Here is a 23,990-nt window from a genome sequence, read left to right on the forward strand (position 1 = left end):
TAAGAAGTTTTTTAAAAAATCATTAGACTAAAACGTATCTGAATTCTATTAAATATGACAGACTTACAATCTATAAAAACACGTTTCGGAATTATTGGGAATTATCCCGTTTTAAACCGTGCCTTAGAAAAAGCCGTGCAAGTTGCGCCAACTGATATTTCCGTTTTAGTAATGGGAGAATCTGGAGTTGGGAAAGAATTTATCCCGAAAATTATTCATGGGGAATCTCGCAGAAAACATCAACCTTACATTGTTGTAAATTGCGGTGCAATTCCAGAAGGAACAATAGATTCTGAATTATTTGGTCATGAAAAAGGTGCTTTTACCGGTGCAACTTCCACCAGAAAAGGCTATTTTGAAGTTGCAGATGGCGGAACAATTTTTCTTGATGAGGTAGGGGAATTGCCTTTGCAAACACAAGTCCGTCTTTTGAGAGTTTTAGAAAGTGGTGAATTTATGAAAGTTGGTTCTTCACAAATTCAAAAAACAAATGTGAGAATTGTTGCTGCAACTAATGTAAATATGTTGAAAGCAATAAATGACGGAAGATTTCGTGAAGATTTATATTACCGTTTAAATACTGTACAAATTGATATGCCTGCTTTGAGAGAAAGAAAAGGCGATATTCATCTTTTGTTTAGAAAATTTGCTATTGATTTTGCTGAAAAATATAGAATGCCAGAATTGAAATTGACAGACGATGCAGTTCAATATTTAGAAAATTATAATTTTCCTGGAAACATCAGACAATTGCGAAATTTAGTTGAACAAATGACCGTTGTAGAAAAGAATAGAGAAATAAATGCAGTGAAATTAGCAGAATATATCCCAATTCAAAATCAACTTCCTGCAGTTATTAATAAAAATTCTTCTTCAAATTCTTCTTCAGAATTTAATTCGGAAAGAGAGATTATGTACAAAATTTTGTTTGATATGCGTAACGATTTAAATGATTTAAAATCTTTAACTTCGGAACTCATTAAAAACCGAACAAATGAAGATTTTAGCCATCAAGAAAAAAATCTGATAAACAGAATTTATACAGGAGAAGCTTCGCATCAAAATGCAAATTCTTTGTTGTATTTTGAAAATTCAAACCAATCTAATAATTTTAATAATCAAAATAATCTTTCAAAAGAAACCGATAATTACGAAGAAGTAGAAGATATTGAAATTGAAGAACCAAAAACAGACTCACTTTCTTTGCAAAATAATGAAAGAGAACTAATTGTAAAAGCACTTGAAAAGCACAAAGGACGAAGAAATAAAGCCGCAAATGAATTGGGTATTTCGCAAAGAACTTTGTACAGAAAAATAAAACAATACAATTTAGAAGAATAATTCTAAACATACAAAAGATATTAGATGAGATATAATAGACTTAAAGATTCAATGAAACCCTTTTTTACGCATAATTTTGCGCAAATCTTTTTCCTTTTAACTTTTTCCTTTTTCCTTCAAAATTGTTACAGTTTCACGGGTTCTTCTTTAAGCCCTGAAACTAAAACGGTTCAGATTGATGAATTTCCAAATAATTCAGCTTTGCAAAATCCAAATTTATCACAACAATTTTCTACAGACATTCAAAACAGATTTTTACAAAGAACAACTTTAAAAGGTACCAAAACGAATCCAGATATTTTAATTCAAGGTCAAATTACAGATTATACTATTTCACCAACCACAATTTCTTCGCCTGTAGAAGCAACTGGAGGAAATTTACAAGCGGCACAAAATAAATTAACTATCACAGTTCAAGTGCATTATGAAAATCATGTAAAAGGAGAAGAATCAAAAAGTTTTGACCGCACTTATTCTGATGAAGCCGTTTTTAGTAGTGATTTAGACATTAATCAAATAGAAACTTCACAAGTGAAATTGGTAAATGAGAGAATTATTAATAAAATTTTTAACGATATTGTAGCCAATTGGTAATGAATAATAGACTTTTAGAAATATTAAAAAACCCAGAATTATTAGTTTTAACGGATATTGAGATTTTAGAAAAAGAAATTTCAAAAAATCCTTTTGCACAAAGTTTTCGTGCAGTTCAACTTCTTGCAACACATCGTTTTAAAGAAGATTTATACAATGCAAAATTGTCTGAAACTGCTGCTTTCACAACAGATAAAAAGATTTTATATCATTTAATTCATCAAAAAAAGGTTCAAGATAATTTTGCTTCTAAAGAAAATAACGAAAATGCATTTTCAGAAGATTTCTCATTCCCAAAAAATGAAAAAGAAGAAATTATTAAAGAAAATGAACCCATTTCTAAAGTAGAAAAACTAATTGCGACTCCAGAAACTAAGTTTCAAGAAATAAAAATTTCTCCAAAGGAATCTCCAAAAGAAGTTTTTGTTAACGGTGAACTCAATAGAATTTTATTTGAAGGAGAAGAAGATTTTCTAAATGAAGAAACATTAGCGATTGATTTAGAAGCGACGAAAGAATCTGGAAATATAGTGATTGCTGAAAAAGAAAACGTCCCAAATTTTGTAGGGAAAGAAAATAATTCTGGTGATTATTTTGAAGGAACACGAAAGTTTACCACAGAAACCGTGATTGATGAAGATGAAATTAAAACGGAAGAAAACATTATAGAAAATCCGTCACAATTAAGTTTTCATGGCTCTCAAGAATTTCTTTCAGAAGTAAAAATTGAAGTAAAAAAAGAAAGTGTTCCATATTTTATTGCAGAAAATAAAATAAGCAAGCACGAATTGGAAATGCAAAAATTAATTGCAGAAGTGGAAGCAAAAATGAAAAAATCTTCTGCGAAAAAAAGTGAGAAAGATGAAGATTTTGAAAATAATTATTCTTTAGATTTTACAGGAATTTCTCACGAAGAAACACCGGAAAATATTGTAGAACAAGAAAAGCCAAAGGAAAATTTAGTAGAACAAAAAGAAGAAATTACAGAAAATCCCACTTGGAAACCTATGAGTTTTGTGAATCATAATTCAAATCCTTTAAAAGTTGAAAAACCCGAATTTGAAGAATCAGCAGAGATTTCCGAAGAAGAAATTGCAGAAAAACCAGAAGAATTTCCTGAAATTAAAATGTCTTTTTTTGGTTCAAAAGTGGAGGAAATTAATGAAGAAAAAAAATCGGATAGCACAGAAAATACTTCAGATGATGACAAAAGTAACGTTCCTATTTTTATAAATACTTGGCAAAGTTGGTTGAAATTAAAACCAGAAACTTCTGTTCCAAAAGAAAACATTAAGCAAAAAGCCATAGAGAAATTCATTGAAAAAGAACCGAAAATTTCTCGATTAAAAGAAGAATCCAATTTTACAGTAAAAGATAAAGGCGACAATATTTCGCATCTTATGACAGAAACTTTAGCGAATTTATATTTGGATCAAAAACTATATGCAAAAGCGCAAAAAGCTTTTGAACTTTTAATAGAGAAAGAACCTGAGAAAAAAGAAAAATTTGAGGAAAAATTGAAGCAAATAAAGGAATTAAAAAACCAAAAAAATTAAATTGGGTTTACTTTTTCTGTTCACAAAGTTTCAAAAAATTAGCTTCAATTTCAGAATAATGTTTCGGTTTTGTTGGTGAAATATAAAATAACATCGCAGAAGAATTTGTTCCGAAAGCCTCTGTGAAATTGTTCTTATTTAAACGAAAAGCTTCTCTCAGAAGTCTTTTTATGCGATTTCTATCTACAGCTTTTTTGTAAAATCGTTTAGAAACAGAAACACCAAATTGGAGATTTTCGGTTAAATTTTCTTTTAAAAAAATAATTCTTAAATTTCCACACGTTTGCCATTTTCCCTTTTCAAATAAAAGCGAAATTTCTTTTTTTTGTTTTAGTTTTTCTACTTTTGGATAACCGAAATTCTTCAAAATTATTTAGCTTTTTTAATTAAAAACTGGATAACTTCTGCCGCGGCGAACAAACCGAAAAGGGCAGGAATATAACTAATTGTACCATAAAAAGAACGTTTATAATTACTTCCATCGGTTAAAAGTAAACTATCTTCATTTTGTATTTCTGTGGAAAAAACACAACGAATTCCTTTATTTATTTTTTCTTTTTTCAAGCGTTTTCTTACTTGTTTTGCAAGAAGACAATGGTTGGTTTTGCTTATGTCACGCACAATTATTTTACTTGAATCCAATTTTCCACCTGCGCCCATACAACTCACAATTTTTATTTTTTTACGCTTTGCAATTTTCAATAATTCCACTTTTGGACTTAAACTATCGATACAATCTACAATGTAATCAAAACTCTGATTTTCTATTAATTCTACCATTTCTGGTGGGTTAAGAAATTGGTTTATTTTAGAAATTTTTATTTCTGGATTAATATCTTTCAAACGATTTTCCATTACATCAGCTTTTTCTTTTCCCAATGTTGAATGAAGCGCCGGAAGTTGCCGATTAATATTAGTTAAATCCACAGTATCTCCATCAACAATTGTGATATTTCCGATTCCAGCTCTTACTAAAAATTCTGCCGCAAAAGAACCAACTCCGCCTAAACCAACAACTAAAATATTTGCTTTTTTTAGTGTATTAATTCCGTTTTTCGTAATTAAAAGTTCTGTTCTTTCAAGCCAATTTTTATCCATAAATTTTAAATATTTAACCCTATTTTTTCTAAATTTCCCTTAATAATTTCATCTAATTTTTTAATCGAAATATTTTTAATTTCTGCTGCTTTCTGATAGATTTCTGCAATATCAATTTCTGCCGTATCTGTTTCTAAAAAGATTTTATCTAAAGGAAGACTTTTAAAAAATAATTGCAAATCTACGTTTTGAAGAAGAGATTTCCCAAAACTAAAATAAAAACCTTTTTCTAAAAGTTCAGTTCCAATACTTTCACGTTTATTAAAACCATGAATAATCATGGGAACTGTTGCGTTTTTCTTAAAGTTTGATAGTTCTTGAAATTGTCTCACGCAATGGATTATTAAAGGTTTTTTTAATTTATTGGCCAAATTAATTTGTTTTAAAAACACTTCCTTTTGAAGTTCTAAATCTGTTTCAACCAAACTATCTAATCCGCATTCTCCAATTGCAAAGCAGTTTTTATGTGTGGCAATTTTTGTTAACCAGGAAAGTTGGGATTCAAAATCTTTCAAAATATCTTTTGGATGAACTCCTGCCGAAAATAAAGTATTAGGAATTTTTTCTTCAAAATATAGATTATAAATTCCAAATTTTTCAGGGAAATGATGATGAAAATTGAAATACGTCATAAACCAAAGATAAAAAAAACTAATTTCAATTTAAACGTATGTTTATTTTTATATTTTTTTTAACTTTACCCAAAGCGTATAAATGAAAAAAAAATTTACTGATAAACAAATTCATATTCTAGACGTTGCCGAAGAACTCATTGCAAAAAAAGGTTTCGAAGGAACTTCTGTGAGAGACATTTCTTCTAAAGCGCAAATTAATGTCGCCATGATTTCTTACTATTTTGGTTCCAAAGAAAAAATGATGTCTTATCTTTATCAATACCGCGTGCAACGGACAAAAGAAGGATTTTCAGAATTTTCTGAAACCATAAAAGAAGGTCGTCCGGAAATGCAAATGAAAGAAATTGTCAAGTTTTTAATTCATCAATTATTTAAATATAATTATTTCCACGGTTTTGTAACGCAGGAACTTCGTCATACAGAACATTTAAAAGATGATCTTTTGGCTTTTTATCAAATCTGTGCCATGAAAATTGATGATGTGGTTAAAAAAGGTTTGGTAAGTGGCGCTTTTACAAACATCCCGAAATCTGAAGATGTTTTAACATTAATTTTAGGCTCAACTTTATTTGTGATTAGAAATAAAAATTTTTATGAATTATATTTAAAAGCAAATCCGGAAACTTACTTCGCAGAAGCAGAAAGAAAGGTTCAGGAAAATCTTTTAACCAGTATTTTTGCGCTTTTAGGTTATACACCGCAATAAAAAAAAGTTAAAATATCTTAAATATAAAAGGATTGATAAAAAAATTCTATTTTTGCAGATTGAAAGTTCAGAATAAGAAAAATAAGTTCTGATAAAAATCTTATGAAAAAATACATCATTATAATTCTCGCTTTTTTTGTGGTTGTAGCTTGTAATAAAGTTCAAGATCAAGCCATGAAAAGTGCAGACAAAGCTTTTATTTTAAAGGTAGCGAATGAAAATTTCGCCAAAAAGAAATGGAAAGATGCGCTTGCTTTGTATGATCGTTTACCGAATTTAGTTGCTGGAACAGATGATGCGCCAAATGTGGTTTTTAATTCAGCCTATGCCAATTATTACGATAAAAACTACAAATTGGCAGGTCATCAATTTAAGAATTTCTCAGTAAATTTTACAGATGATCCTCGAAAAGAAGAAGCAGCTTACATGTCTGCTTTGTGTTATTACGAAGGATCTATGGATTATAATTTAGACCAAACAAGTACAGAATTGGCGATTAATGAATTGCAAGATTTCTTAAATTCTTATCCAAATTCAGAACGTTCAAAAAACATCAATCAATTAATTGATGAATTGTCTTATAAACTTGAATTCAAAGCATATGAAAATGCGCGTCAATATTTTAAAATGGCAGATTACAAAGCTTCAAATGTTACTTTTGAAAATGTTTTAAATGATTTTCCTGCTACAAAATTGCGTCCGAAGATTACAGATTACATTATGAAATCCAGATATGAATTAGCAATTAATTCTGTATATGATTTAAAAGCCGATAGAATTGAAAATGCTTTGGCTTACACTACTACTGTTGAAAAAGAATTTCCAGGAACTGAATATGCTAAAACAGCTTTAAAATATCGCGAAAATTTAAAAGCTGAGAAAGAAAAATTCGCAAAATTGAAAGTGGAGGTTGAAGCAAAAAAAGCAGAACTTGCTAAAAAACAAAAAATTGCATTAGATAAATTAAATGCAGATGACACACAGAAATCGCAGGCTAAAGAACAACTTAAAAACGAGAAAAAAGCCAACCAAATTAAAAGAGATAGTGCGAAATTGGTCACTCCAGAACCTGCAGCTACTTTTAAAATAAGAAGATAAGTTGTATCTTTGCACACTTCAAATAAAATAAACATCTCAAAATGAGCATAAAAGATTCTAAAGCAGAACTAAGTACCGTAACTTACGACAAAGATAAAATCGAGAAGAAAGTAGATTCTATCTATGAAGCCATTGTAATAATGGGAAAAAGAGCAGAGCAAATAAATGCAGAAATTCGCTCTGAACTTCACGGAAAGTTAGATGAATTTGCAGTTCATAATGCAACTTTGGAAGAAGTTTTTGAAAATAGAGAACAAATTGAAATTTCTAAACATTACGAAAAATTAGCAAAACCAACTTCTATTGCTATTAAAGAATGGTTAGATGATGAAATCTATTTCAGAAAAACGGAAGAAAAGCAATAAGTTTGTTATTCTTAAAATATTAAATCACAAAAGTTCTGCTTTTGTGATTTTTTGTTTTTGCATATATTTTAATTTTCTTATTTAATTTAAGTAATTTCGTAGAATAGTTTTAAGATATGACTTCACTTCAAGGCAAGAAAATATTATTAGGAATTTCTGGCGGAATCGCTGCATATAAGATGAATTATCTCGTGCGAGATTTCATTAAATTAGGCGCAGAAGTACAAGTGATTTTATCACCTTCTGCTGAAAATTTCATCTCAAAATTAACACTTTCTACACTTTCAAAAAAACCAGTTTATTCAGATTTTTACGGAGAAAACGGTGTGTGGAATAATCACGTGGAACTTGCACTTTGGGCGGATTTAATTTTAATTGCACCTTGCACTGCAAACACGCTATTTAAAATGGTAAATGGAACGTGTGACAATTTACTTCTCGCAATTTATATGTCTGCAAAATCGCCTGTTTTCATTGCACCTGCAATGGATTTGGATATGTACAAACATCCATCAACTCAACAAAATTTAGAAAAAGCAGAAGATTTCGGACATTTTATAATTCCCGCGGAAAGTGGAGAATTAGCAAGTGGACTTTTTGGAGAAGGAAGATTAGCTGAAAATGAAACTATTTTAGAAACTATTAATTCTTTTTTCGATGTTAAAGAAACTTTATCAGGAAAAATAGTTTTAATTACAGCTGGGCCAACTTATGAAGCAATTGATCCTGTAAGATTTATCGGTAATCATTCTTCTGGAAAAATGGGTTTTTCATTAGCTGAAGAAGCAGCAAAACGTGGCGCAAAAGTGATTTTAATTTCCGGCCCCACTTCTTTAAATGTTGAAAATAGAAATATAGAATTATTTCGTGTGACTTCTGCTAAAGAAATGTTTTCAAAAGTCTTTGAATTTTATGAAAATGCAGATATTGCCATTGCAAGTGCCGCTGTTGCCGATTATGCACCGAAAGAAATCTCTTCTGAAAAAATTAAAAAATCTGAAAATTCTTTGACTCTAGAATTGGTTAAAAATCCAGATATTTTAAAAACGATGGGTGAGAAAAAAACACATCAATTTTTAGTGGGTTTTGCGTTGGAAACCCATAATGAAGAAGAAAATGCCAAACAAAAATTATTTAAGAAAAATTTAGATATGATTGTTCTCAATTCATTGCAAGATGAAGGCGCTGGTTTTAAAAAGGACACTAACAAAATAAAAATCCTTACAAAAAATGAAACTTTAAAGTTTTCTTTAAAATCTAAAATAGCCGTCGCAAAAGATATCTTAGACTTTATAGAAACGCAGATTTTGAAATAATTTCTTTATATTTCCGTTTTAAAATTAAAAAAATTAAATGAAGAAACTTCTCACATTTTTCCTTTTAATAATCCTTTCTACTTCCTTTTCTGCGCAAGAATTATTAGCAAATGTGCAGGTCAATTACAGCCAAATTGGTGGAAGTAATACACAGGTTTTTAAGACTTTAGAAAAAAGTTTACGAGATTTTATTAATAATACGAGTTGGACAGGAAAAAAACTACAAAATTTTGAAAAAATAAAATGTAATTTTTCAATCATTATTTCTGAGCGTCCAGCGAATAATTCTTTCAAAGGAAGCATCGTTGTACAAGCGGTTAGACCAACTTTTGGCTCAACTTATGAGAGTCCACTTTTAAATTTAAATGATACTAATTTTGCATTTTCGTATACGGAAAACGAGAATTTAATTTTTAATGAAAGACAGTTTTCTGGGAAAAACTTAATTGACGTTATCAGTTTTTATATTTACACCATCTTGGGTTACGACGGCGATAGTTTTAAAATTCGTGGGGGACAAGATTATTTCATGAAAGCTCAAAAAATTTCGCAAAACTCACAGAATCAAAATTTTAGCGGTTGGTCGGTTGTAGAAGGTCCAAAAACCAGAGCTGGATTAATTGATGGTATTTTAAATGAAAACAGCAATGTTTTACGAAATAGTTATTATGTTTATCACCGTTCTGGTTTGGATAATCTAAGTAAACAAGATCAAAATCCGGCGAAGCAAAACATTGCAAATGCTCTAATGCAATTAAAAACTTATGAAAATAGTTTTCAATTAAATTATGCATTTAATCTTTTTATTGACACTAAAAAAAATGAAATTTTTAATATTTTCAATGCTCCAAATAATGGTTCTGTAAATATGAACGAACTGAAAACTTTGATGTCCACTTTTGACCCGAAAGATATTGAGAGCAAATGGAATAAGTGGAAATAAATTTAAAACGATTTCCAAAAAACTAAAACCTACGACCTAAATAAATGCTTACAAGAATCTTCATCCAAAATTTTGCTTTAATAGACCGTCTTGAAATTAATTTACAAGAAGGTTTGCAAGTAATTACAGGTGAAACTGGTGCTGGAAAATCGATTATTTTGGGTGCGCTTCGTTTGATTTTAGGTGAAAGAGCAGATGTAAAATCTATTTCAAATTCAGATTCAAAAAGTGTTGTAGAAGCAGAATTTAAATTAAACGAAAATTTTAAAAATTATTTTGAAAACCAAGATTTAGATTACGATTCTCACACCATTATTCGTCGTGAAATTTTGTCCACTGGAAAATCTCGTGCTTTCATAAATGACGTTCCAGTTACTTTAGATATTTTAAAACAATTATCTCAAAGATTGATTGACATTCATTCTCAGTTTGAAACCTCTCATATTTTTAATGAAGATTATCAGTTTAAAATAATTGACGGACTTTCTGAAAATAAAAATTTACTTCCCATTTATCAAAATGAATTTTCTGAATATTTAAAATTAAAGCGGCATTTAGAAAAATTAAAAACTCAACTTTCTGAAAGAAATAAAGAAGCGGATTATAAAGATTTTCTACTAAATGAACTGCTCGAAGCAGATTTGGATCAATTTGATTTTTCTGAACTTCAAAATCAATTGAATACGCAGGAAAATGCAGAACTAATTTCGGATAATTTAGCGCAAATTATTCAAGTTTTTGCACAAGAAGATGCAGGAATTTTCACTCAACTTTCAGAAGCCAGAATTAAATTAAATAAAATTTCAACGCTTTCAAATCAATTTTCAGATTCCCAAAATCGTTTGGAGGAAGTTTGGTTGGAACTGAAAGATTTACTTCTGGAACTAGAAGATGAAGCCGAGAATATTGAAATAAATGGCGAATTGCTTCAGGAATTAAATTTAAAATTAAATAAAATAAATTCATTATTTCTAAAACACAACGTCAATTCTGTGGAAGAATTGATTGACATTAGAAATGAAATTTCAGAAAATCAATCTCAGTTTTTAGATTTAGAAAATGAAATATCAAAAGTTGCAAAGACACTTGAAGATTCTTATAAAAATTTAGAAAAAACTGCTAAATCTTTAAGTGAAAATCGGAATAAAATAATCCCGATTTTCACGAAAAAAATTGAGAAAATAATTAAACAATTGGGATTAGAAAAAGCCAAAATTGAAGTAGAATTATCACCGACGGAAAAATTATCACCTTTTGGAAAAGAAACAATTCAGATTTTATTTCAGGCGAATTCTGGTTTTCCATTAATGCCGATTCAAAATGCCATTTCTGGCGGAGAAAGAAGCCGTGTAATGCTTTCCATTAAAAAAATAATGGCAGAAAATTCTGACTTGCCAAGTTTGATTTTAGATGAAATTGATACTGGAGTTTCAGGAAAAATTGCTGAAGAAATGGGAAATGTAATGCAAGAAATGGCGAAAGATTTACAATTAATTGTCATTACCCATTTAGCGCAAGTTGCGGCAAAAGGAAATAATAATTACAAAGTAGTGAAAGAAGATATTTCTGGCAAAACCCAATCGAAAATTATCCCGTTGAACGAAGAAGAAAAATTACAAGAAATAGCACAATTACTTTCTGGAAGCAAGATTACAGAAGCTGCAGTTTCTCAAGCCAAAGAATTAATTGGTTAAATTGTAACATTCTTTAACATTTCATTACCAATTATTTAAACAATTTCTATGTTCAAAAAATTTCTTAATCTCGAAATAAAAAGTTTTTTTCGCAGTCCACGTTTTGCTTCGGGAATTGCTTTAAAAATAGCAACCATATTTTTGACGATTTATTTTGCGGCGATTATTATTGGAGCTGCTTTTGGACTTTATTATGGTGCATTTGAAATTGGAGAAAGTCCCATTGATTTATTTTGTAAATACTTCATTGCATATTTTACTATAGATTTAATTTTGAAATATGTATGGCAACAAATGCCTACAAATAATGTGAAACCGCTTCTCACACAAAATATTAGCAAAAATATTATTACAAGTTATACCGTTGTAAAAATATTGAGTTCCTTTTTTAGTTGGGCATTTTTACTTTTTTTTATTCCCTTTTTAACGTTACTAATTCACAACGGAGCTTTTCCTGTGATTTCAATATTAAGTCTGGTTTTAGCAACCGTTTCATTAATTGTGATTAATACTTTTATAAATATTATTATTAATAAAAATGATTATTTTATGTACGCAGTTTTTACTGTGTTGATAAGTGTTGCAGCTCTACATTATTTTAATTTGATAAATGTTTTTGCCTTTTCAGAAGAATTTTTTAAACTTTTTTATGTCCATCATTTTCTATTTTTAATTCCATTAATTTTAGCATTAGTCTTAAGTATTTTGGTTTTTAAATTCATAAAAAATAATCTTTATTTAGACAAAGGTTTAGAAATAAAAAAATCCGTCGGAAAGACTGAAAACATTGCATTTTTAAATCAATTTGGTGCCGTTGGAACATTTTTAAATAATGATTTAAAACTGATAAAGCGAAGTAAAGCTGCGCGCGGTGCGGCATTAGCGGGTGTTTTCTTTCTATTTTATGGTCTTTTTTTTATTTCTAATAAAAGCTTACCACCAATTTTTCAAGGAATTTTTATTACAGGAGGTTTTATGATTGTTTTTGGTCAAAAAGTTCCCGCTTGGGACAGTTCATATTATTCTTTAATGATGACGCAAAATGTGCCTTACAAAGAATATCTCAAAGCAAAATGGTGGTTGGTTGTAATTGCCACGCTTATCTCAATGATTTTAGCTTTAGTTTATGGATTTTACCAAGGATGGGAATATTATTTTGCTCTTTTCGCAGCCGGTTTGTATAATTTAGGAGTTAACGCTTATGTGACTTTATTTGCTGGTGCATTTAACAAAAGACCAGTAGATTTAAATTCAGCTGCAAAAGGATTTTCTAACGGACAGAATAATTTTAATATTAAAAATTTTATTTTATTAATTCCTCAGTTTATTGTTCCTATTGGTGTTTTTCTTGGTGTAAAATATTTCTTTGGACTTACCGCAGCGGTTTTCGCTATTGCGTTTTTAGGATTAATTGGCTTTCTTCTGCGTGATAAAATTTTTGATATTATTGTCAAAACTTATAAATCTGAAAAATATTCAACTCTATCTGCTTTCAAAAAAATTGATAATTAAAAAACTTAAATGATGATTTCTATACAAAATATTTCAAAAGTTTACGGCGATAAAAAGGTCTTAAATATTCAAAACCTTGAAATTCCGAAAGGCGAAAGTTTTGGTTTGGTCGGAAATAACGGCGCAGGAAAAACAACGCTTTTTTCCTTGCTTTTAGATTTAATTCAAGCCAGTTCTGGTGAAATTTTAATTGACGGTGAAAATGTAGCCCAATCTGAAAATTGGAAAACCAAAGTTTCTGCTTTTGTAGATGAATCTTTTTTAATTGGTTATCTCACGCCAGAAGAATATTTCTACTTTTTAGGTGAACTTCGTGGTGAAAATAAAGCTTCAGTTGATGAATTTTTAAAACAATTTTCAGATTTTTTTAATGGAGAAATTATTAATTCGGGAAAATATGTGCGTGATTTATCCAAAGGAAATCAGAAAAAAGTGGGCGTTGTTGGTGCTCTAATCGGCAAACCAGAAATTATTATTTTAGATGAACCTTTCGCCAATCTCGATCCTTCAACTCAAATAAAATTAAAAAATCTCATCCGAAAATGGTCGCAAGATTCACAAGTTACATTTCTAATTTCCAGTCACGATTTGGCGCATACAACGGAAGTGAGCAATAGGATTGTGGTTTTAAATAAAGGCGAAATTGTAAAAGACATTAAAACAAACCCTGAAACTTTAAAAGAATTGGAAGCGTTTTTCGCTGAATCGGTTGTGATTTAATAATGAGTAATTGATAATTGAAATGATCAAAAAAAGCGTTGAAATTTATCAACGCTTTTTTATTGTTTCTAAAGTCTAAAGTTATTTCAAACTTCCCACCATATCTTCCGGTTTTACCCATTCATCAAATTGTTCCGCAGTTAAAAGTCCCAGATTTACGGCTTCTTCTTTTAAAGTTGTGCCGTTTTTATGCGCAGTTTTTGCAATCTTTGCGGCATTTTCATAACCAATATGTGTATTTAAAGCAGTTACAAGCATTAAAGATTTATCAACCAATTCTTTTATTCTCGGTAAATTTGGTTCAATTCCAACAGCACAATGATCGTTAAAAGAAATACACGCATCGCCTAAAAGTTGAGCAGATTGAAGAAAATTATACGCCATTACAGGTTTAAAAACATTCAGTTCGTAATTTCCTTGAGTTCCAGTAAAAGAAATTGTAACATCATTTCCCAAGACTTGCGCACAAACCATTGTTAAAGCTTCGTTTTGCGTCGGATTTACTTTACCGGGCATAATGGATGAACCTGGTTCATTTTCGGGAATATGAATTTCGCCGATTCCAGAACGTGGTCCAGAAGCGAGTAAACGAATATCTTGCGCAATCTTATACAAAGAAACAGCTAATTGTTTAAGTGCGCCGTGAGTTTCCACAATTCCATCATGCGCAGCTAAAGCTTCAAATTTATTGGGTGCAGTTACAAAAGGTAAATTCGTAAATTCTGCAATATATTTTGCAACCAAAACATCGTAACCTTTTGGTGTGTTCAAACCAGTTCCAACCGCAGTTCCGCCCAAAGCGAGTTCTTGCAAGTGTTCCAAAGTATTTTTTATCGCTTTTAATGCGTAATCTAATTGAGCGACATAACCTGAAAATTCTTGTCCTAAAGTTAAAGGTGTCGCATCCATTAAATGCGTTCTTCCAATTTTCACAATTGTTTTAAATTCTTTGGCCTTTTCATTCAGTGTATTTCTCAATTTTTCAACTGCGGGAATTGTTGTTTCCACGACTTTTTTATAAGCTGCAATATGCATCGCCGTGGGAAAAGTATCGTTAGAAGATTGGGATTTATTTACATCATCATTCGGATGAACTTCCGCTTTCTCACCTAATTTTCCGCCAGAATTAACGTGAGATTTATTAGAAATTACTTCGTTCACATTCATATTAGATTGTGTTCCAGAACCAGTTTGCCAAATTACAAGTGGAAACTGATCTTCTAATTTTCCATCTAAAATTTCTTCACAAACTTTTGCAATCGCATCTCTTTTTTCATATGATAAAACGCCTAACTCTGCATTCGTAAATGCGGCTGCTTTTTTAAGATAAGCAAATGCTTCAATAATTTCTTTTGGCATAGAAGCTTCTGCACCAATTTTAAAATTATTTCGTGAACGCTCTGTTTGTGCGCCCCAAAATTTATCTGCGGGAACTTGCACATCGCCCATTGTATCATGTTCTGTTCTAAAATTCATTGTCTTTTTTTATTTAGTAGATAAATTGGTTTTATGTATAAAAACCTATAAATAATTAAAGTACGAATTTACGCATTTCTAAAATCTCGACAAAATGATAAAATACACATAGACTTTTTATATTAGTTGAAAAGTACAATTTGATATTAAAATAAAATAACCACCAATTATAATTCAAAGTATGAAATGGATATTATTTTAAAAAGTAAGGATATGCAAATCTTAATTAATGGTTTATCTGAAACAAATTATTCAACAATAATTAAATAAAAAGTTTAAAAATTATTTTCCAATTTTCAACAAATCGCTTGCTTTTGCATCTAAAAACCAAGTTAGATTTTCAGAAGAAATCAACTTTGCAGGAAATTCTGCAGACGAACCTTTTGATTTTAAAACATTAAAAACAGCTTTAGCTTTATTTTCTCCAAAAACTAAAAATGCGATATTTTTTGATTGATTAATTAAGGGTGCAGTCATCGTAATTCTATAAGCATCCAATTCCTTCACAAAAACTGATTTTATAGTCGCTTCAGTTTCAGAAAGTACAGAAGTAAAAGGAAAAAGTGATGCTGTGTGAGAATTATCGCCTAAACCTAAAAGATTAAAATCAAAGATTATTTTTTTTCCATTAAAGTACTTTTCAATAGTTTTGGCGTACATTTTTGCAGATTCTTCAGGAGATTTTGAAGTATCAACTAAAAAAATATTTGACGCATTAATTTCCAACGGATTAAATAAAGTTTCTTTCGCCATCAAAGAATTCCGTTGAGAATCTCCTTTTGGAACGAATCTTTCATCACCAAAGAAAAAATAAGTTTTACTCCAATCAATCTTGTTTTTATATTTTTCAGATGCCAATAATTCATACAATTTCCTTGGAGAACTTCCGCCGGAAAGTACAAAATCAAAGCGGTCTTTTTCAGCAATTGATTCGGCAGAAATTTTTACAATTAAATCTGCAACTGCAGAAATAAGTTCATTAATTTCTTTGTAAATTTTAATTTCCATTAAATAATTATTTTGAATCTTTTGGCGCATTAAACCAATGAAAACCATCTTTCGCAATCAATGCTTCTGCATTTTCGGGTCCCCAAGAATCTGCGGAATAATTTGGAAAATCGGGAACTGTATTTTTTTGCCAATAATTAAGAATTGGCATAATTAATTCCCATGCTTCTTCCACTTGATCAGCTCTCATAAATAAGGTTTGATCTCCCGTAATTGCATCTAACAAAAGCGTTTCATAAGCTTCTGGCGAATCAGACTTTGTTTTTCCTGCATAATCAAAAACCATATCTACAGTATTTAAATTCATTTCAAGTCCAGGAATTTTGCTTTGCAACTGAAAACTAATTCCCATATCGGGTTGAATATTAATGGTTAATCTGTTCTTTTTTAAAATATTTCCTTGGTCGTTATTAAACATATTATGCGGAACTTCCCGAAATTGTATGGAAATACTGGAAGCGGATTTAAAAAGTCTTTTCCCGGTTCTCAAATAAAAAGGAACACCTTGCCATCGCCAATTATCAACATATAATTTTAATGCAGCGTAAGTTTCAGTATTTGATTTTGGATCTACATTTTTCTCTTCTCTGTAACCTGGAACTTTTTTCCCTTCGATCCAACCAGAACTGTATTGTCCGCGAACTGCAATTTCTTCAACTTTTGAAGGAAGAATTTTTCGCATTGCTTTTAAAACATCCACTTTTTTATCACGCACTTCGTCTGCTTCAAAATTAATGGGCGGTTCCATTGCAATAATACAAAGCAATTGCAACAAGTGATTTTGAATCATATCTCGAAGAATTCCTGCATTATCAAAATAATTTCCGCGTAATTCTACACCTAATTGTTCGCTTACTGAAATTTGTACATGTTCAATATGATTTCTGTTCCAAAGCGGTTCCATTATAGAATTTGCAAAACGAAATGCCATTATATTTTGTACGACTTCTTTCCCGAGATAATGATCGATTCTGTAAATCTGTTTTTCATTGAAAATGGTAAGCAATTTTTGGTTTAAATCTTTTGCCGATTCTAAATCTCGCCCAAAAGGTTTTTCAATAATAATTCTTGTTGTTTCTGGATTATTTTCAAGATTACTTTTAGAAATATTTTCCGCAATGGTACAGAAAAAATGAGGAGCAACCGCACAATAATAGATAATGGAAGGATTTAGTTTCCATTCATTTTTATATTTTTCAATTAAATTAGCAAAAGGTTTAAACGTAGAAGCTTCATTAAGATCTGCAATTTGAAATCCTATATGTGAAGAAAAATCTGCCCAATCTTCTTTTTTTGCTTTACCTGTTCTTGAAAAATTATTAATGGCATTTAATAAATCTTCCTTATATTGTTTTTCACTTAATTCCGTGGAAGAAGTCCCAATAATTGCGAAGTTTTCGGGTAACCATTTTTCGAGAAAAAGATTATAAAGCGCAGGAAATATTTTTCGTTTTGCTAAATCTCCCGTTCCACCGAAAATAATGAAAATTGTAGGATTTGGATTTTTATTTATTGTTAACATAAATTTTAAAAATTTTAATGAAAATTATTTGAGAAATAGTTTGATTTAAATTATTCCCATTCTGTATGGAAAACGCCTTCTTTTCCAATCAATTCATAAGTGTGCGAACCGAAAAAATCTCGTTGTGCTTGAGTTAAATTTGACGGCATATTTTCATTTCTAAAATTATCGAAATAACTTAGAGATACGGCAAAAGCAGGAATTGCAATTCCATTTCGCGATGCATCTGAAACCACCGTTCTTATTCCAGCAACACTTTTTGAGATATTTCCTTGAATGGATTCATCTAAAAATAAATGTTTTAACTCTGGATTTTTCTCATAAGCAAAATAAATATCTTCCAAAAACACAGAACGAATAATACATCCGCCTCGCCAAATTTTCGCAATTGTTTCTAAATTTAAACCATATTTATATTCTTCATTTGCGCGATAAAGCAAATGCATTCCTTGAGCATAAGCCGAAACCATTGCAAAATAAAAGGCGTTTTCTAAATATGCAATATAATTTCCTGTTTTTTCAGAATTGTTTTTTTCTTTTGAATCTGGATAAATTTTTGAAGCTTTTGTTCGTAAATCTTTATATTTGGAGAGATCACGCATAGAAACCGCAATATCAATAATTGGAATCGGAAGCGTTAAATCCATCGCGGCTTGTGATGTCCATTTCCCAGTTCCTTTTGCTTTGGCTTCGTCTTTAATATTATTGAGGAGTAAATTGGTTTCTCCTTTTTCCTTAAATTTAAAAATATCTCGCGTGATTTCCATTAAATAAGATTGCAATCTTCCTTCATTCCATTTTTTAAAAACATCGTAAATTTCTGCATCGGAAAGTTTTAAACCTTTTTTTAAAATTTCATAAGTTTCTGCTAAAAGTTCCATGATTGCATATTCGATTCCGTTGTGAACCATTTTCACAAAGTGTCCCGCAGAACCTCTTCCCATGAAAGCAACAGTAGGTTCTCCATTTACGTGAGCAGCAATTTTTTTAAGAATTGGAGCAATTAATTCGTAAGCTTTTTCATCTCCACCGGGCATCATACTTGGACCTCTTCTTGCGCCTTCTTCACCGCCGGAAACGCCCATTCCAATAAAATGAAATCCTTTTTTTTCTAAATCTATAAAGCGTCTTTCCGTATCTGTAAAGTGCGAATTTCCACCATCAATGATGATATCGCCTTTTTCTAAAACTTCAAGTAATTCATTAATTACATTATCTACAATTTTCCCTGCAGGAACAAGCAACATAACAGTTTTTGGTGATTTTAAATTATTTGTAAAATCTTTTAAATCTGAAAATCCATGAATATTTTCTTGGTTTAAATTATTTAAACTTTCCACTTTATTTTCGTCTAAATCATATCCTGCAGAACGATATCCGTGATCGGCAATATTTTGAAGGAGATTAGAACCCATCGTTCCAAGACCAATCATTCCGAAATCGTAATTTTTATTTTTTTCCATTTTTTTTATTCTGTTATTAAATTATCTAGAATTGCTTTTGTAGCATCAAAGTTTTCATGTAGAATTGCATTAATTCCCACTTGTTTAGCGGCATGAACTAACATCGGTCGATCGTCAAAATAAAGACATTCTTCGGGTAAAACCTGCACAATTTCTAAAGCTTTTTGAAATATTCGTGGATCTGGTTTTCGAATTCCAACATAACATGAAGATAGAAATCCATCAAAAATTTGGTGTAATTCAAAGGTTTTTATTCGGTAATCATTTAATTCTCTGCTTTCATTATTAATTGCGAAAACTGGTAAATTGGTTTTTGTTTTCCAATATTTTAACCAAGATAACATGTAAGGTAACGCTGTAGATTGTTCATACATGAATTTTTTAAAATTATCTTTTGTAAAATTTTGTGCTTTGTAAAATAAAACGGTATCTAAATATGCATCTAGCGAAATGCTTCCAATTTCAAAAACATTGTATATAAAATTATGAAGCGTATTCATTTCTTCATAATCAAAACCAAAAACTTGCGCTGCTTTTTGTCTAGAATCATGATCCCATCCGTTTGAAAGCGTGACTCCGCCGATGTCCATAAACACTACTTTAATTTTCGAAAAGTCTAATTCCATAGTTTATAGTTTATTTTTGTTTTTGATTATCGATGCTTTTGAGCAATTTATCATAAGCTTGATTAAATTTTTCGATTCCTTCATCTTCTAATTTTTGCGTGATTTCATCTATATTAATTCCTAAATTTTTTAAATCGTCCATCACTTTATTTGCTTCATCAATTCCTTCTGTGAGAGAATCTGTCACTTTTCCATGATCACGAAATGCATCGATTGTTTCTAATGGAAGTGTATTAATTGTATCTTTTCCAATTAAATTTTCTACATAAATCACGTCGCTAAAATTAGGATCTTTCGCACTTGTACTTGCCCATAAAACACGTTGCAATTGTGCTCCTTGTTCTTGTAATTTTTTAAATCTATCACTCGATATCATTTCAAGATAAATTTGATAGGCTTTTTTCGCTGAAGCAATCGCCACTTTTCCTAAAAGTGTATTTGCGTTTTTTTCTTTCAAGATTGGATCGACCATCACATCAATTCTACTTAAGAAAAAACTCGCAACAGAAGCTACATTTTCTATAGATTCTCCAGCTTTCAAACGGTCTTCTAAACCGCTCATAAATGCTTCGGTAATTTCGCGATAGCGTGGAAGTCCAAAAAGAAGCGTAACATTAATATTAATTCCTTCGCTCAAACATTTCCGAATGGCAGGTAAACCTTCTTTGGTTCCTGGAATTTTAATCATTACATTTTTACGATTCACTCTTTTCCAAAGATTTCTTGCTTGTTTAATCGTTCCTTCTGTATCTCGCGCTAAAAGCGGAGAAACTTCTAAACTCACAAAACCATCTCCACCATTGGTTTTCTCGAAAACTGGTTTGAAAATATCAGCTGCTTGTTGAATATCTGTAATTGCTAAATCGAAGAAAATCGCAGAGTTATCATTTTCTTTTTTAGAATATTCGGCGATGTCTTTATCGTAATCCGAACTTCCAGTGATTGCTTTTTCGAAAATGGAAGGATTTGAAGTTAAACCTCGCAAATCGTCATTGTCAATAAGATTTTTCAGTTTTCCAGAGTTCATAATATCACGATCCAAAAGATCTAACCAAATGCTTTGTCCGTGTTGTTGAATTTTATTTAAGGGGTTCATTTGTATATTATTTTTAATGTTAAGATGTGAAAATTTTAAGAAAATTATTCACTATTTTTCAATTTCCTGAATTTTTTTTAAGCGCCGCAAATGCCTTTCTGCACCGATGAATTTTGCATTTAAAAATGCCAAAACAAATTCTTCTGCACTTGCAAAACCTGTAATTCTTCCTCCGAGGCAAATCAAATTCATATCATCATCTTCTACGCCTTGATGCGCAGAAAAATAATCGGTAATCAAAGCGGCGCGAACTCCTGAGATTTTATTGGCGGCAATACAAGCACCAACTCCGCTTCCACATATTGCAATTCCACGAAAAACTTCCGCGTTTGAAACAGCTTTCGCTAAAGGAATTACAAAGTCTGGGAAATCGTCTGAATTATCTAAAATAACTGCGCCAAAATCCACGATATCAAAATTATTTTTAACTAAAAATGGAATGAGTTTTTGCTTCAATTCAAAACCACCGTGATCTGCACAGATTCCAATCTTTTTACTTGATTTTATTTGCATTTTATTTTTTTTGAAGTAAAGATTTGGCTTTTTGCAAAACATTTTCTACTGAAAATCCATATTCTTTCATCACTTCGTTTCCGGGAGCCGATTCTCCAAATTTGTCAATTCCAATAGAATCTCCATCATCAGTTGTATATTTTAACCAACCAATAGAAGAACCAGCCTCAACAGATAATCTTTTTCTGATTGACTTTGGAAATACTTTTTCTTTATAAGCGTCACTTTGTTTTTCGAATAAGTTCCAAGATGGAAAACTGACCACTCTCGCTTGAATTCCTTCTTTTTTCAAAATTTCTTGGGCTTCTAAAATTAACTGAACTTCAGAACCAGTTGCCATTAAAATTATATCTGGAGTTTTTTCTGAATCGGATAAAATGTAGGCGCCTTTCTCTAATTCTTTGGCTTTAGTATATTTTTTTTGATCGATTACGGGAGTTCCTTGTCTCGTCAAAACAATGCAAACTGGATTATCCGTAATTTCAATGGCAACTCTCCACGCTTGTGCGGTTTCATTTGCATCTGCAGGACGAATTACCGTCATATTTGGAACCGAACGCAATCCAATTAATTGTTCAACCGGTTGATGCGTCGTTCCATCTTCACCAAGTCCGATACTGTCATGTGTATAAACCATAATGGGACGGATTTTCATAATTGCCGCCAATCGAAGTGGTGGTCGCATATAATCAGAAAAAATGAGAAAAGTTGCACCATAAGGAATTATGAATTTACTTAAAGCCATTCCATTTAAAACCGCTCCCATTGCGTGTTCTCGAATTCCAAAATGAAAATTTCTTCCATCCCAGTTTTTAGGTGAAAAGGATTTATAATTATCAAGATTCGTATCTGTAGAAGGCGCTAAATCCGCAGAACCACCAATTAATTGTGGTAAAAATTCTGCGATTGCATTTAAAGTTTTTCCAGAAGCTTTTCGAGTGGCAATTTTTTCACTTGCTTCAAAAACGGGTAGTTTTTTCTCCCAATCTTTTGGAAGTTTTCCATCACGAATATTTTCATATTCTTCAGCAAGTTTAGGATGTCTTTCTTTGTATCTTTTGTAAAGTTCGTTCCAATGGGTTTCTTTTTTCGCACCTTCTCCGCCTATTTTTCTATAAAATTCTAAAACCTCATCTGGAACTTGAAAACTTTTATCGGGATCAAATCCAAAATTTTCTTTTACCAATCGTACTTCTTCTTCACCAAGTGGAGAACCATGCGCTGCGGAAGTTCCATGTTTGTTTGGACTTCCATAGCCGATTACGGTTTGAACTTTTATTAAAGAGGGACGTTCTGTTTCATTTCTTGCATTTTTAATTGCTTCTGAAATTTCTTTTAAATCGGTTCCGTCGGAGACATTCTGAACTTGCCATCCGTAAGCTTCAAATCTTTTTCCGACATCTTCATTAAAGGTTAAATCCGTTTCTCCTTCAATTGTTATATGATTATCATCGTACAAATAAATTAGATTTCCCAATTTTAAATGACCTGCGAGAGAAGCCGCTTCTGCAGAAACGCCTTCCATCAAATCACCGTCGCTACAAATTGCGTAAATTTTATAATCGAAAATATCAAAATCTGGTTGGTTATATCTCGCCGCCATATATTTTTGCGCAATTGCAAAACCAACTCCGTTTGCAAAACCTTGACCAAGAGGACCAGTTGTAACTTCAATTCCAGGCATTAAACCATATTCTGGATGTCCCGCAGTAATGCTGTGTAATTGGCGAAATTTTTTAATATCATCTAAAGTAACTTTATATCCCGTCAAATACAAAAAACTGTATTGCAACATACAGGCATGACCGCAAGAAAGAATGAAGCGATCCCGATTTGCCCATTCTGGATTTTTTGGATTATAATTCATTTCTTTTGTCCATAAAGCGTAACCAATTGGAGCTAAACCCATCGGTGTTCCCGGATGTCCTGAATCTGCATTTTGAACGGCATCTGCTGCTAAAACTCTAACAGTATCAATATTTTTTTGAATTAAATTTTCGTTTTCCATTGTATAAAATTATCTAATTTTCTTCTTTAAAGTGATTTTTTGAAATTAAATTTCGGATTTTTTTCAAAAAAGGATATATAAGATTTAAGAAGGATTGAAGAAAATCTTACGGAATGGTGATGCAAAATTAATTCCATTTCTTTATTCCCAAGTTTAAAAATGTTTGTTCTAACTATAGTTTTAAAAACTTGAATAAAATTTTTTTTAATTAGAAAAAAAAATATCATAATCATCTTTTTCATTTGAAATTATTTTTTAGGATTTAAAAGTTATAGTGGAATAAAAACTTCATGAAATATGAAAATTTGCTATTAAAACTTTTGTCTTAAAGAATTTTTGAAGTATTTTTGCCTAAATTCTATTACAATGACAATGTTATCTGCTTTTTGGCCGTTTTACCAATTTTTATGGACGGTTTATTTTGTAATCATGTTCTTAATTGGCTTTTGGGCAATTTTTATGTTTTTTAGTTTTGTAATTCCATTGTGGCTTACAGAAGGACTTTGGGAGTATTTTGGGAAATCAAAAGCATTTGATCCGGAAGAAGTAAGATTTAAAAAAATTTACGAACAAGAAGGTGTAGAAATTATTTATAATGAGCCAAAAGGTCGCGGTCCTTATTTGCACGAATCTCACGCTGCACATTAAGCAAAGCAATTCTTCGCTAAGCAAGAATTGCCACAAGCGAAACCTTATATAT

At 30.9% G+C, this 23,990-nt stretch carries 23 protein-coding genes; 12 read left to right on the plus strand and 11 right to left on the minus strand.

Going from position 1 to position 23,990, the window contains the following annotated elements:
- Positions 1-54: 54 nt before the first annotated feature.
- Genes ACN0WB_RS02165 through ACN0WB_RS02175 form a run of 3 tightly spaced genes read left to right on the plus strand, consistent with a single transcriptional unit; the run spans position 55 to position 3,491 of the window.
- Positions 55-1,341 (plus strand): sigma-54 interaction domain-containing protein, encoded by a 1,287-nt coding sequence (locus tag ACN0WB_RS02165; RefSeq protein ID WP_417428370.1) that lies wholly within the window; start codon positions 55-57, stop codon positions 1,339-1,341.
- 51 nt (positions 1,342-1,392) lie between these two features.
- Positions 1,393-1,935 carry an LptE family protein gene (locus ACN0WB_RS02170; RefSeq protein WP_417428751.1) on the plus strand — a complete coding sequence of 181 codons (543 nt, stop codon included), beginning with the start codon at positions 1,393-1,395 and terminating at the stop codon, positions 1,933-1,935.
- Positions 1,935-3,491 (plus strand): hypothetical protein, encoded by a 1,557-nt coding sequence (locus ACN0WB_RS02175; protein ID WP_417428372.1) that lies wholly within the window; start codon positions 1,935-1,937, stop codon positions 3,489-3,491. Before ACN0WB_RS02170 ends, ACN0WB_RS02175 begins: the two co-directional genes overlap by 1 nt.
- Positions 3,492-3,498: 7 nt before the next feature.
- Here the strand turns inward: ACN0WB_RS02175 and rnpA are convergent, their stop codons facing one another.
- The 3 genes from rnpA to ACN0WB_RS02190 are packed head-to-tail and all read right to left on the minus strand — an operon-like array spanning position 3,499 to position 5,221.
- The gene (gene rnpA / locus ACN0WB_RS02180; protein ID WP_417428374.1) at positions 3,499-3,858 is read right to left on the minus strand and encodes a ribonuclease P protein component; all 360 of its coding nucleotides are present in this window, start codon (positions 3,856-3,858) and stop codon (positions 3,499-3,501) included.
- 2 nt (positions 3,859-3,860) lie between these two features.
- The gene (locus ACN0WB_RS02185; RefSeq protein WP_417428376.1) at positions 3,861-4,589 is read right to left on the minus strand and encodes a ThiF family adenylyltransferase; all 729 of its coding nucleotides are present in this window, start codon (positions 4,587-4,589) and stop codon (positions 3,861-3,863) included.
- A 5-nt stretch (positions 4,590-4,594) separates the two neighbouring features.
- Positions 4,595-5,221: a TatD family hydrolase gene (locus ACN0WB_RS02190; RefSeq protein WP_417428378.1), complete on the minus strand. Its 627-nt coding sequence runs from the start codon at positions 5,219-5,221 to the stop codon at positions 4,595-4,597.
- 82 nt (positions 5,222-5,303) lie between these two features.
- Between ACN0WB_RS02190 and ACN0WB_RS02195 the strand changes: the two genes are divergently transcribed.
- The 8 genes from ACN0WB_RS02195 to ACN0WB_RS02230 all read left to right on the plus strand — a co-directional run bounded on the left by ACN0WB_RS02195 (position 5,304) and on the right by ACN0WB_RS02230 (position 13,578).
- The gene (locus tag ACN0WB_RS02195) at positions 5,304-5,930 is read left to right on the plus strand and encodes a TetR/AcrR family transcriptional regulator (protein WP_417428380.1); all 627 of its coding nucleotides are present in this window, start codon (positions 5,304-5,306) and stop codon (positions 5,928-5,930) included.
- 102 nt (positions 5,931-6,032) lie between these two features.
- Positions 6,033-7,028 (plus strand): outer membrane protein assembly factor BamD, encoded by a 996-nt coding sequence (gene bamD, locus ACN0WB_RS02200; RefSeq protein WP_417428382.1) that lies wholly within the window; start codon positions 6,033-6,035, stop codon positions 7,026-7,028.
- 41 nt (positions 7,029-7,069) lie between these two features.
- A complete protein-coding gene (locus tag ACN0WB_RS02205; RefSeq protein WP_417428384.1) occupies positions 7,070-7,393 on the plus strand; it encodes a DNA-directed RNA polymerase subunit omega in 324 nt (107 codons plus the stop codon).
- Positions 7,394-7,509: 116 nt separating this feature from the next.
- A complete protein-coding gene (gene coaBC / locus ACN0WB_RS02210) occupies positions 7,510-8,709 on the plus strand; it encodes a bifunctional phosphopantothenoylcysteine decarboxylase/phosphopantothenate--cysteine ligase CoaBC (RefSeq protein ID WP_417428386.1) in 1,200 nt (399 codons plus the stop codon).
- A gap of 37 nt (positions 8,710-8,746) precedes the next feature.
- Entirely contained in the window at positions 8,747-9,652 is a 906-nt protein-coding gene (locus ACN0WB_RS02215) for a DUF4835 family protein (protein ID WP_417428388.1), read from the plus strand.
- Between the two features lie 44 nt (positions 9,653-9,696).
- The gene (locus ACN0WB_RS02220; RefSeq protein ID WP_417428390.1) at positions 9,697-11,346 is read left to right on the plus strand and encodes a DNA repair protein RecN; all 1,650 of its coding nucleotides are present in this window, start codon (positions 9,697-9,699) and stop codon (positions 11,344-11,346) included.
- Between the two features lie 48 nt (positions 11,347-11,394).
- On the plus strand, positions 11,395-12,858 hold the full coding sequence (locus ACN0WB_RS02225; RefSeq protein ID WP_417428392.1) for a DUF5687 family protein: 1,464 nt from the start codon (positions 11,395-11,397) through the stop codon (positions 12,856-12,858).
- 12 nt (positions 12,859-12,870) lie between these two features.
- A complete protein-coding gene (locus ACN0WB_RS02230; RefSeq protein ID WP_417428753.1) occupies positions 12,871-13,578 on the plus strand; it encodes an ABC transporter ATP-binding protein in 708 nt (235 codons plus the stop codon).
- Positions 13,579-13,659: 81 nt separating this feature from the next.
- Here the strand turns inward: ACN0WB_RS02230 and fumC are convergent, their stop codons facing one another.
- The 8 genes from fumC to tkt all read right to left on the minus strand — a co-directional run bounded on the left by fumC (position 13,660) and on the right by tkt (position 23,290).
- Positions 13,660-15,054, minus strand: a complete 1,395-nt coding sequence (gene fumC, locus ACN0WB_RS02235) for a class II fumarate hydratase (RefSeq protein WP_417428394.1) — start codon at positions 15,052-15,054, stop codon at positions 13,660-13,662.
- A gap of 282 nt (positions 15,055-15,336) precedes the next feature.
- On the minus strand, positions 15,337-16,062 hold the full coding sequence (gene pgl / locus ACN0WB_RS02240; protein WP_417428396.1) for a 6-phosphogluconolactonase: 726 nt from the start codon (positions 16,060-16,062) through the stop codon (positions 15,337-15,339).
- A 7-nt stretch (positions 16,063-16,069) separates the two neighbouring features.
- A complete protein-coding gene (gene zwf, locus ACN0WB_RS02245) occupies positions 16,070-17,584 on the minus strand; it encodes a glucose-6-phosphate dehydrogenase (protein ID WP_417428397.1) in 1,515 nt (504 codons plus the stop codon).
- A gap of 50 nt (positions 17,585-17,634) precedes the next feature.
- Positions 17,635-19,047 carry an NADP-dependent phosphogluconate dehydrogenase gene (gene gndA, locus ACN0WB_RS02250; protein WP_417428399.1) on the minus strand — a complete coding sequence of 471 codons (1,413 nt, stop codon included), beginning with the start codon at positions 19,045-19,047 and terminating at the stop codon, positions 17,635-17,637.
- A gap of 5 nt (positions 19,048-19,052) precedes the next feature.
- Positions 19,053-19,673, minus strand: a complete 621-nt coding sequence (locus ACN0WB_RS02255; RefSeq protein WP_417428401.1) for an HAD family hydrolase — start codon at positions 19,671-19,673, stop codon at positions 19,053-19,055.
- Positions 19,674-19,683: 10 nt separating this feature from the next.
- Positions 19,684-20,769 (minus strand): transaldolase, encoded by a 1,086-nt coding sequence (tal, locus tag ACN0WB_RS02260; protein WP_417428403.1) that lies wholly within the window; start codon positions 20,767-20,769, stop codon positions 19,684-19,686.
- A 51-nt stretch (positions 20,770-20,820) separates the two neighbouring features.
- Positions 20,821-21,282 carry an RpiB/LacA/LacB family sugar-phosphate isomerase gene (locus tag ACN0WB_RS02265; RefSeq protein WP_417428405.1) on the minus strand — a complete coding sequence of 154 codons (462 nt, stop codon included), beginning with the start codon at positions 21,280-21,282 and terminating at the stop codon, positions 20,821-20,823.
- Between the two features lies 1 nt (position 21,283).
- On the minus strand, positions 21,284-23,290 hold the full coding sequence (gene tkt / locus ACN0WB_RS02270; protein WP_417428407.1) for a transketolase: 2,007 nt from the start codon (positions 23,288-23,290) through the stop codon (positions 21,284-21,286).
- Between the two features lie 366 nt (positions 23,291-23,656).
- On the opposite strand from tkt, the gene ACN0WB_RS02275 reads away from it, so the two are divergent.
- Positions 23,657-23,938: a hypothetical protein gene (locus ACN0WB_RS02275; RefSeq protein WP_417428409.1), complete on the plus strand. Its 282-nt coding sequence runs from the start codon at positions 23,657-23,659 to the stop codon at positions 23,936-23,938.
- The last annotated feature ends 52 nt before the right edge of the window (positions 23,939-23,990 follow it).

Origin of the sequence: Halpernia sp., from assembly GCF_048269545.1 — a bacterium.
Classification (GTDB): Bacteria; Bacteroidota; Bacteroidia; order Flavobacteriales; family Weeksellaceae; genus Halpernia.

What these genes read in the sequence shown, in the direction of transcription:
- gndA (WP_417428399.1), bottom strand. Translation starts at nt 19,047, where the DNA reads ATGGAAAAAAATAAAAATTACGATTTCGGAATGATTGGTCTTGGAACG.
- ACN0WB_RS02230 (WP_417428753.1), top strand. Translation starts at nt 12,871, where the DNA reads ATGATTTCTATACAAAATATTTCAAAAGTTTACGGCGATAAAAAGGTC.
- tal (WP_417428403.1), bottom strand. Translation starts at nt 20,769, where the DNA reads ATGAACCCCTTAAATAAAATTCAACAACACGGACAAAGCATTTGGTTA.
- ACN0WB_RS02225 (WP_417428392.1), top strand. Translation starts at nt 11,395, where the DNA reads ATGTTCAAAAAATTTCTTAATCTCGAAATAAAAAGTTTTTTTCGCAGT.
- ACN0WB_RS02190 (WP_417428378.1), bottom strand. Translation starts at nt 5,221, where the DNA reads ATGACGTATTTCAATTTTCATCATCATTTCCCTGAAAAATTTGGAATT.
- ACN0WB_RS02195 (WP_417428380.1), top strand. Translation starts at nt 5,304, where the DNA reads ATGAAAAAAAAATTTACTGATAAACAAATTCATATTCTAGACGTTGCC.
- ACN0WB_RS02265 (WP_417428405.1), bottom strand. Translation starts at nt 21,282, where the DNA reads ATGCAAATAAAATCAAGTAAAAAGATTGGAATCTGTGCAGATCACGGT.
- ACN0WB_RS02220 (WP_417428390.1), top strand. Translation starts at nt 9,697, where the DNA reads ATGCTTACAAGAATCTTCATCCAAAATTTTGCTTTAATAGACCGTCTT.
- fumC (WP_417428394.1), bottom strand. Translation starts at nt 15,054, where the DNA reads ATGAATTTTAGAACAGAACATGATACAATGGGCGATGTGCAAGTTCCC.
- ACN0WB_RS02175 (WP_417428372.1), top strand. Translation starts at nt 1,935, where the DNA reads ATGAATAATAGACTTTTAGAAATATTAAAAAACCCAGAATTATTAGTT.
- ACN0WB_RS02215 (WP_417428388.1), top strand. Translation starts at nt 8,747, where the DNA reads ATGAAGAAACTTCTCACATTTTTCCTTTTAATAATCCTTTCTACTTCC.
- coaBC (WP_417428386.1), top strand. Translation starts at nt 7,510, where the DNA reads ATGACTTCACTTCAAGGCAAGAAAATATTATTAGGAATTTCTGGCGGA.
- ACN0WB_RS02165 (WP_417428370.1), top strand. Translation starts at nt 55, where the DNA reads ATGACAGACTTACAATCTATAAAAACACGTTTCGGAATTATTGGGAAT.
- bamD (WP_417428382.1), top strand. Translation starts at nt 6,033, where the DNA reads ATGAAAAAATACATCATTATAATTCTCGCTTTTTTTGTGGTTGTAGCT.
- ACN0WB_RS02205 (WP_417428384.1), top strand. Translation starts at nt 7,070, where the DNA reads ATGAGCATAAAAGATTCTAAAGCAGAACTAAGTACCGTAACTTACGAC.
- ACN0WB_RS02185 (WP_417428376.1), bottom strand. Translation starts at nt 4,589, where the DNA reads ATGGATAAAAATTGGCTTGAAAGAACAGAACTTTTAATTACGAAAAAC.
- zwf (WP_417428397.1), bottom strand. Translation starts at nt 17,584, where the DNA reads ATGTTAACAATAAATAAAAATCCAAATCCTACAATTTTCATTATTTTC.
- tkt (WP_417428407.1), bottom strand. Translation starts at nt 23,290, where the DNA reads ATGGAAAACGAAAATTTAATTCAAAAAAATATTGATACTGTTAGAGTT.
- ACN0WB_RS02275 (WP_417428409.1), top strand. Translation starts at nt 23,657, where the DNA reads ATGACAATGTTATCTGCTTTTTGGCCGTTTTACCAATTTTTATGGACG.
- ACN0WB_RS02170 (WP_417428751.1), top strand. Translation starts at nt 1,393, where the DNA reads ATGAAACCCTTTTTTACGCATAATTTTGCGCAAATCTTTTTCCTTTTA.
- pgl (WP_417428396.1), bottom strand. Translation starts at nt 16,062, where the DNA reads ATGGAAATTAAAATTTACAAAGAAATTAATGAACTTATTTCTGCAGTT.
- ACN0WB_RS02255 (WP_417428401.1), bottom strand. Translation starts at nt 19,673, where the DNA reads ATGGAATTAGACTTTTCGAAAATTAAAGTAGTGTTTATGGACATCGGC.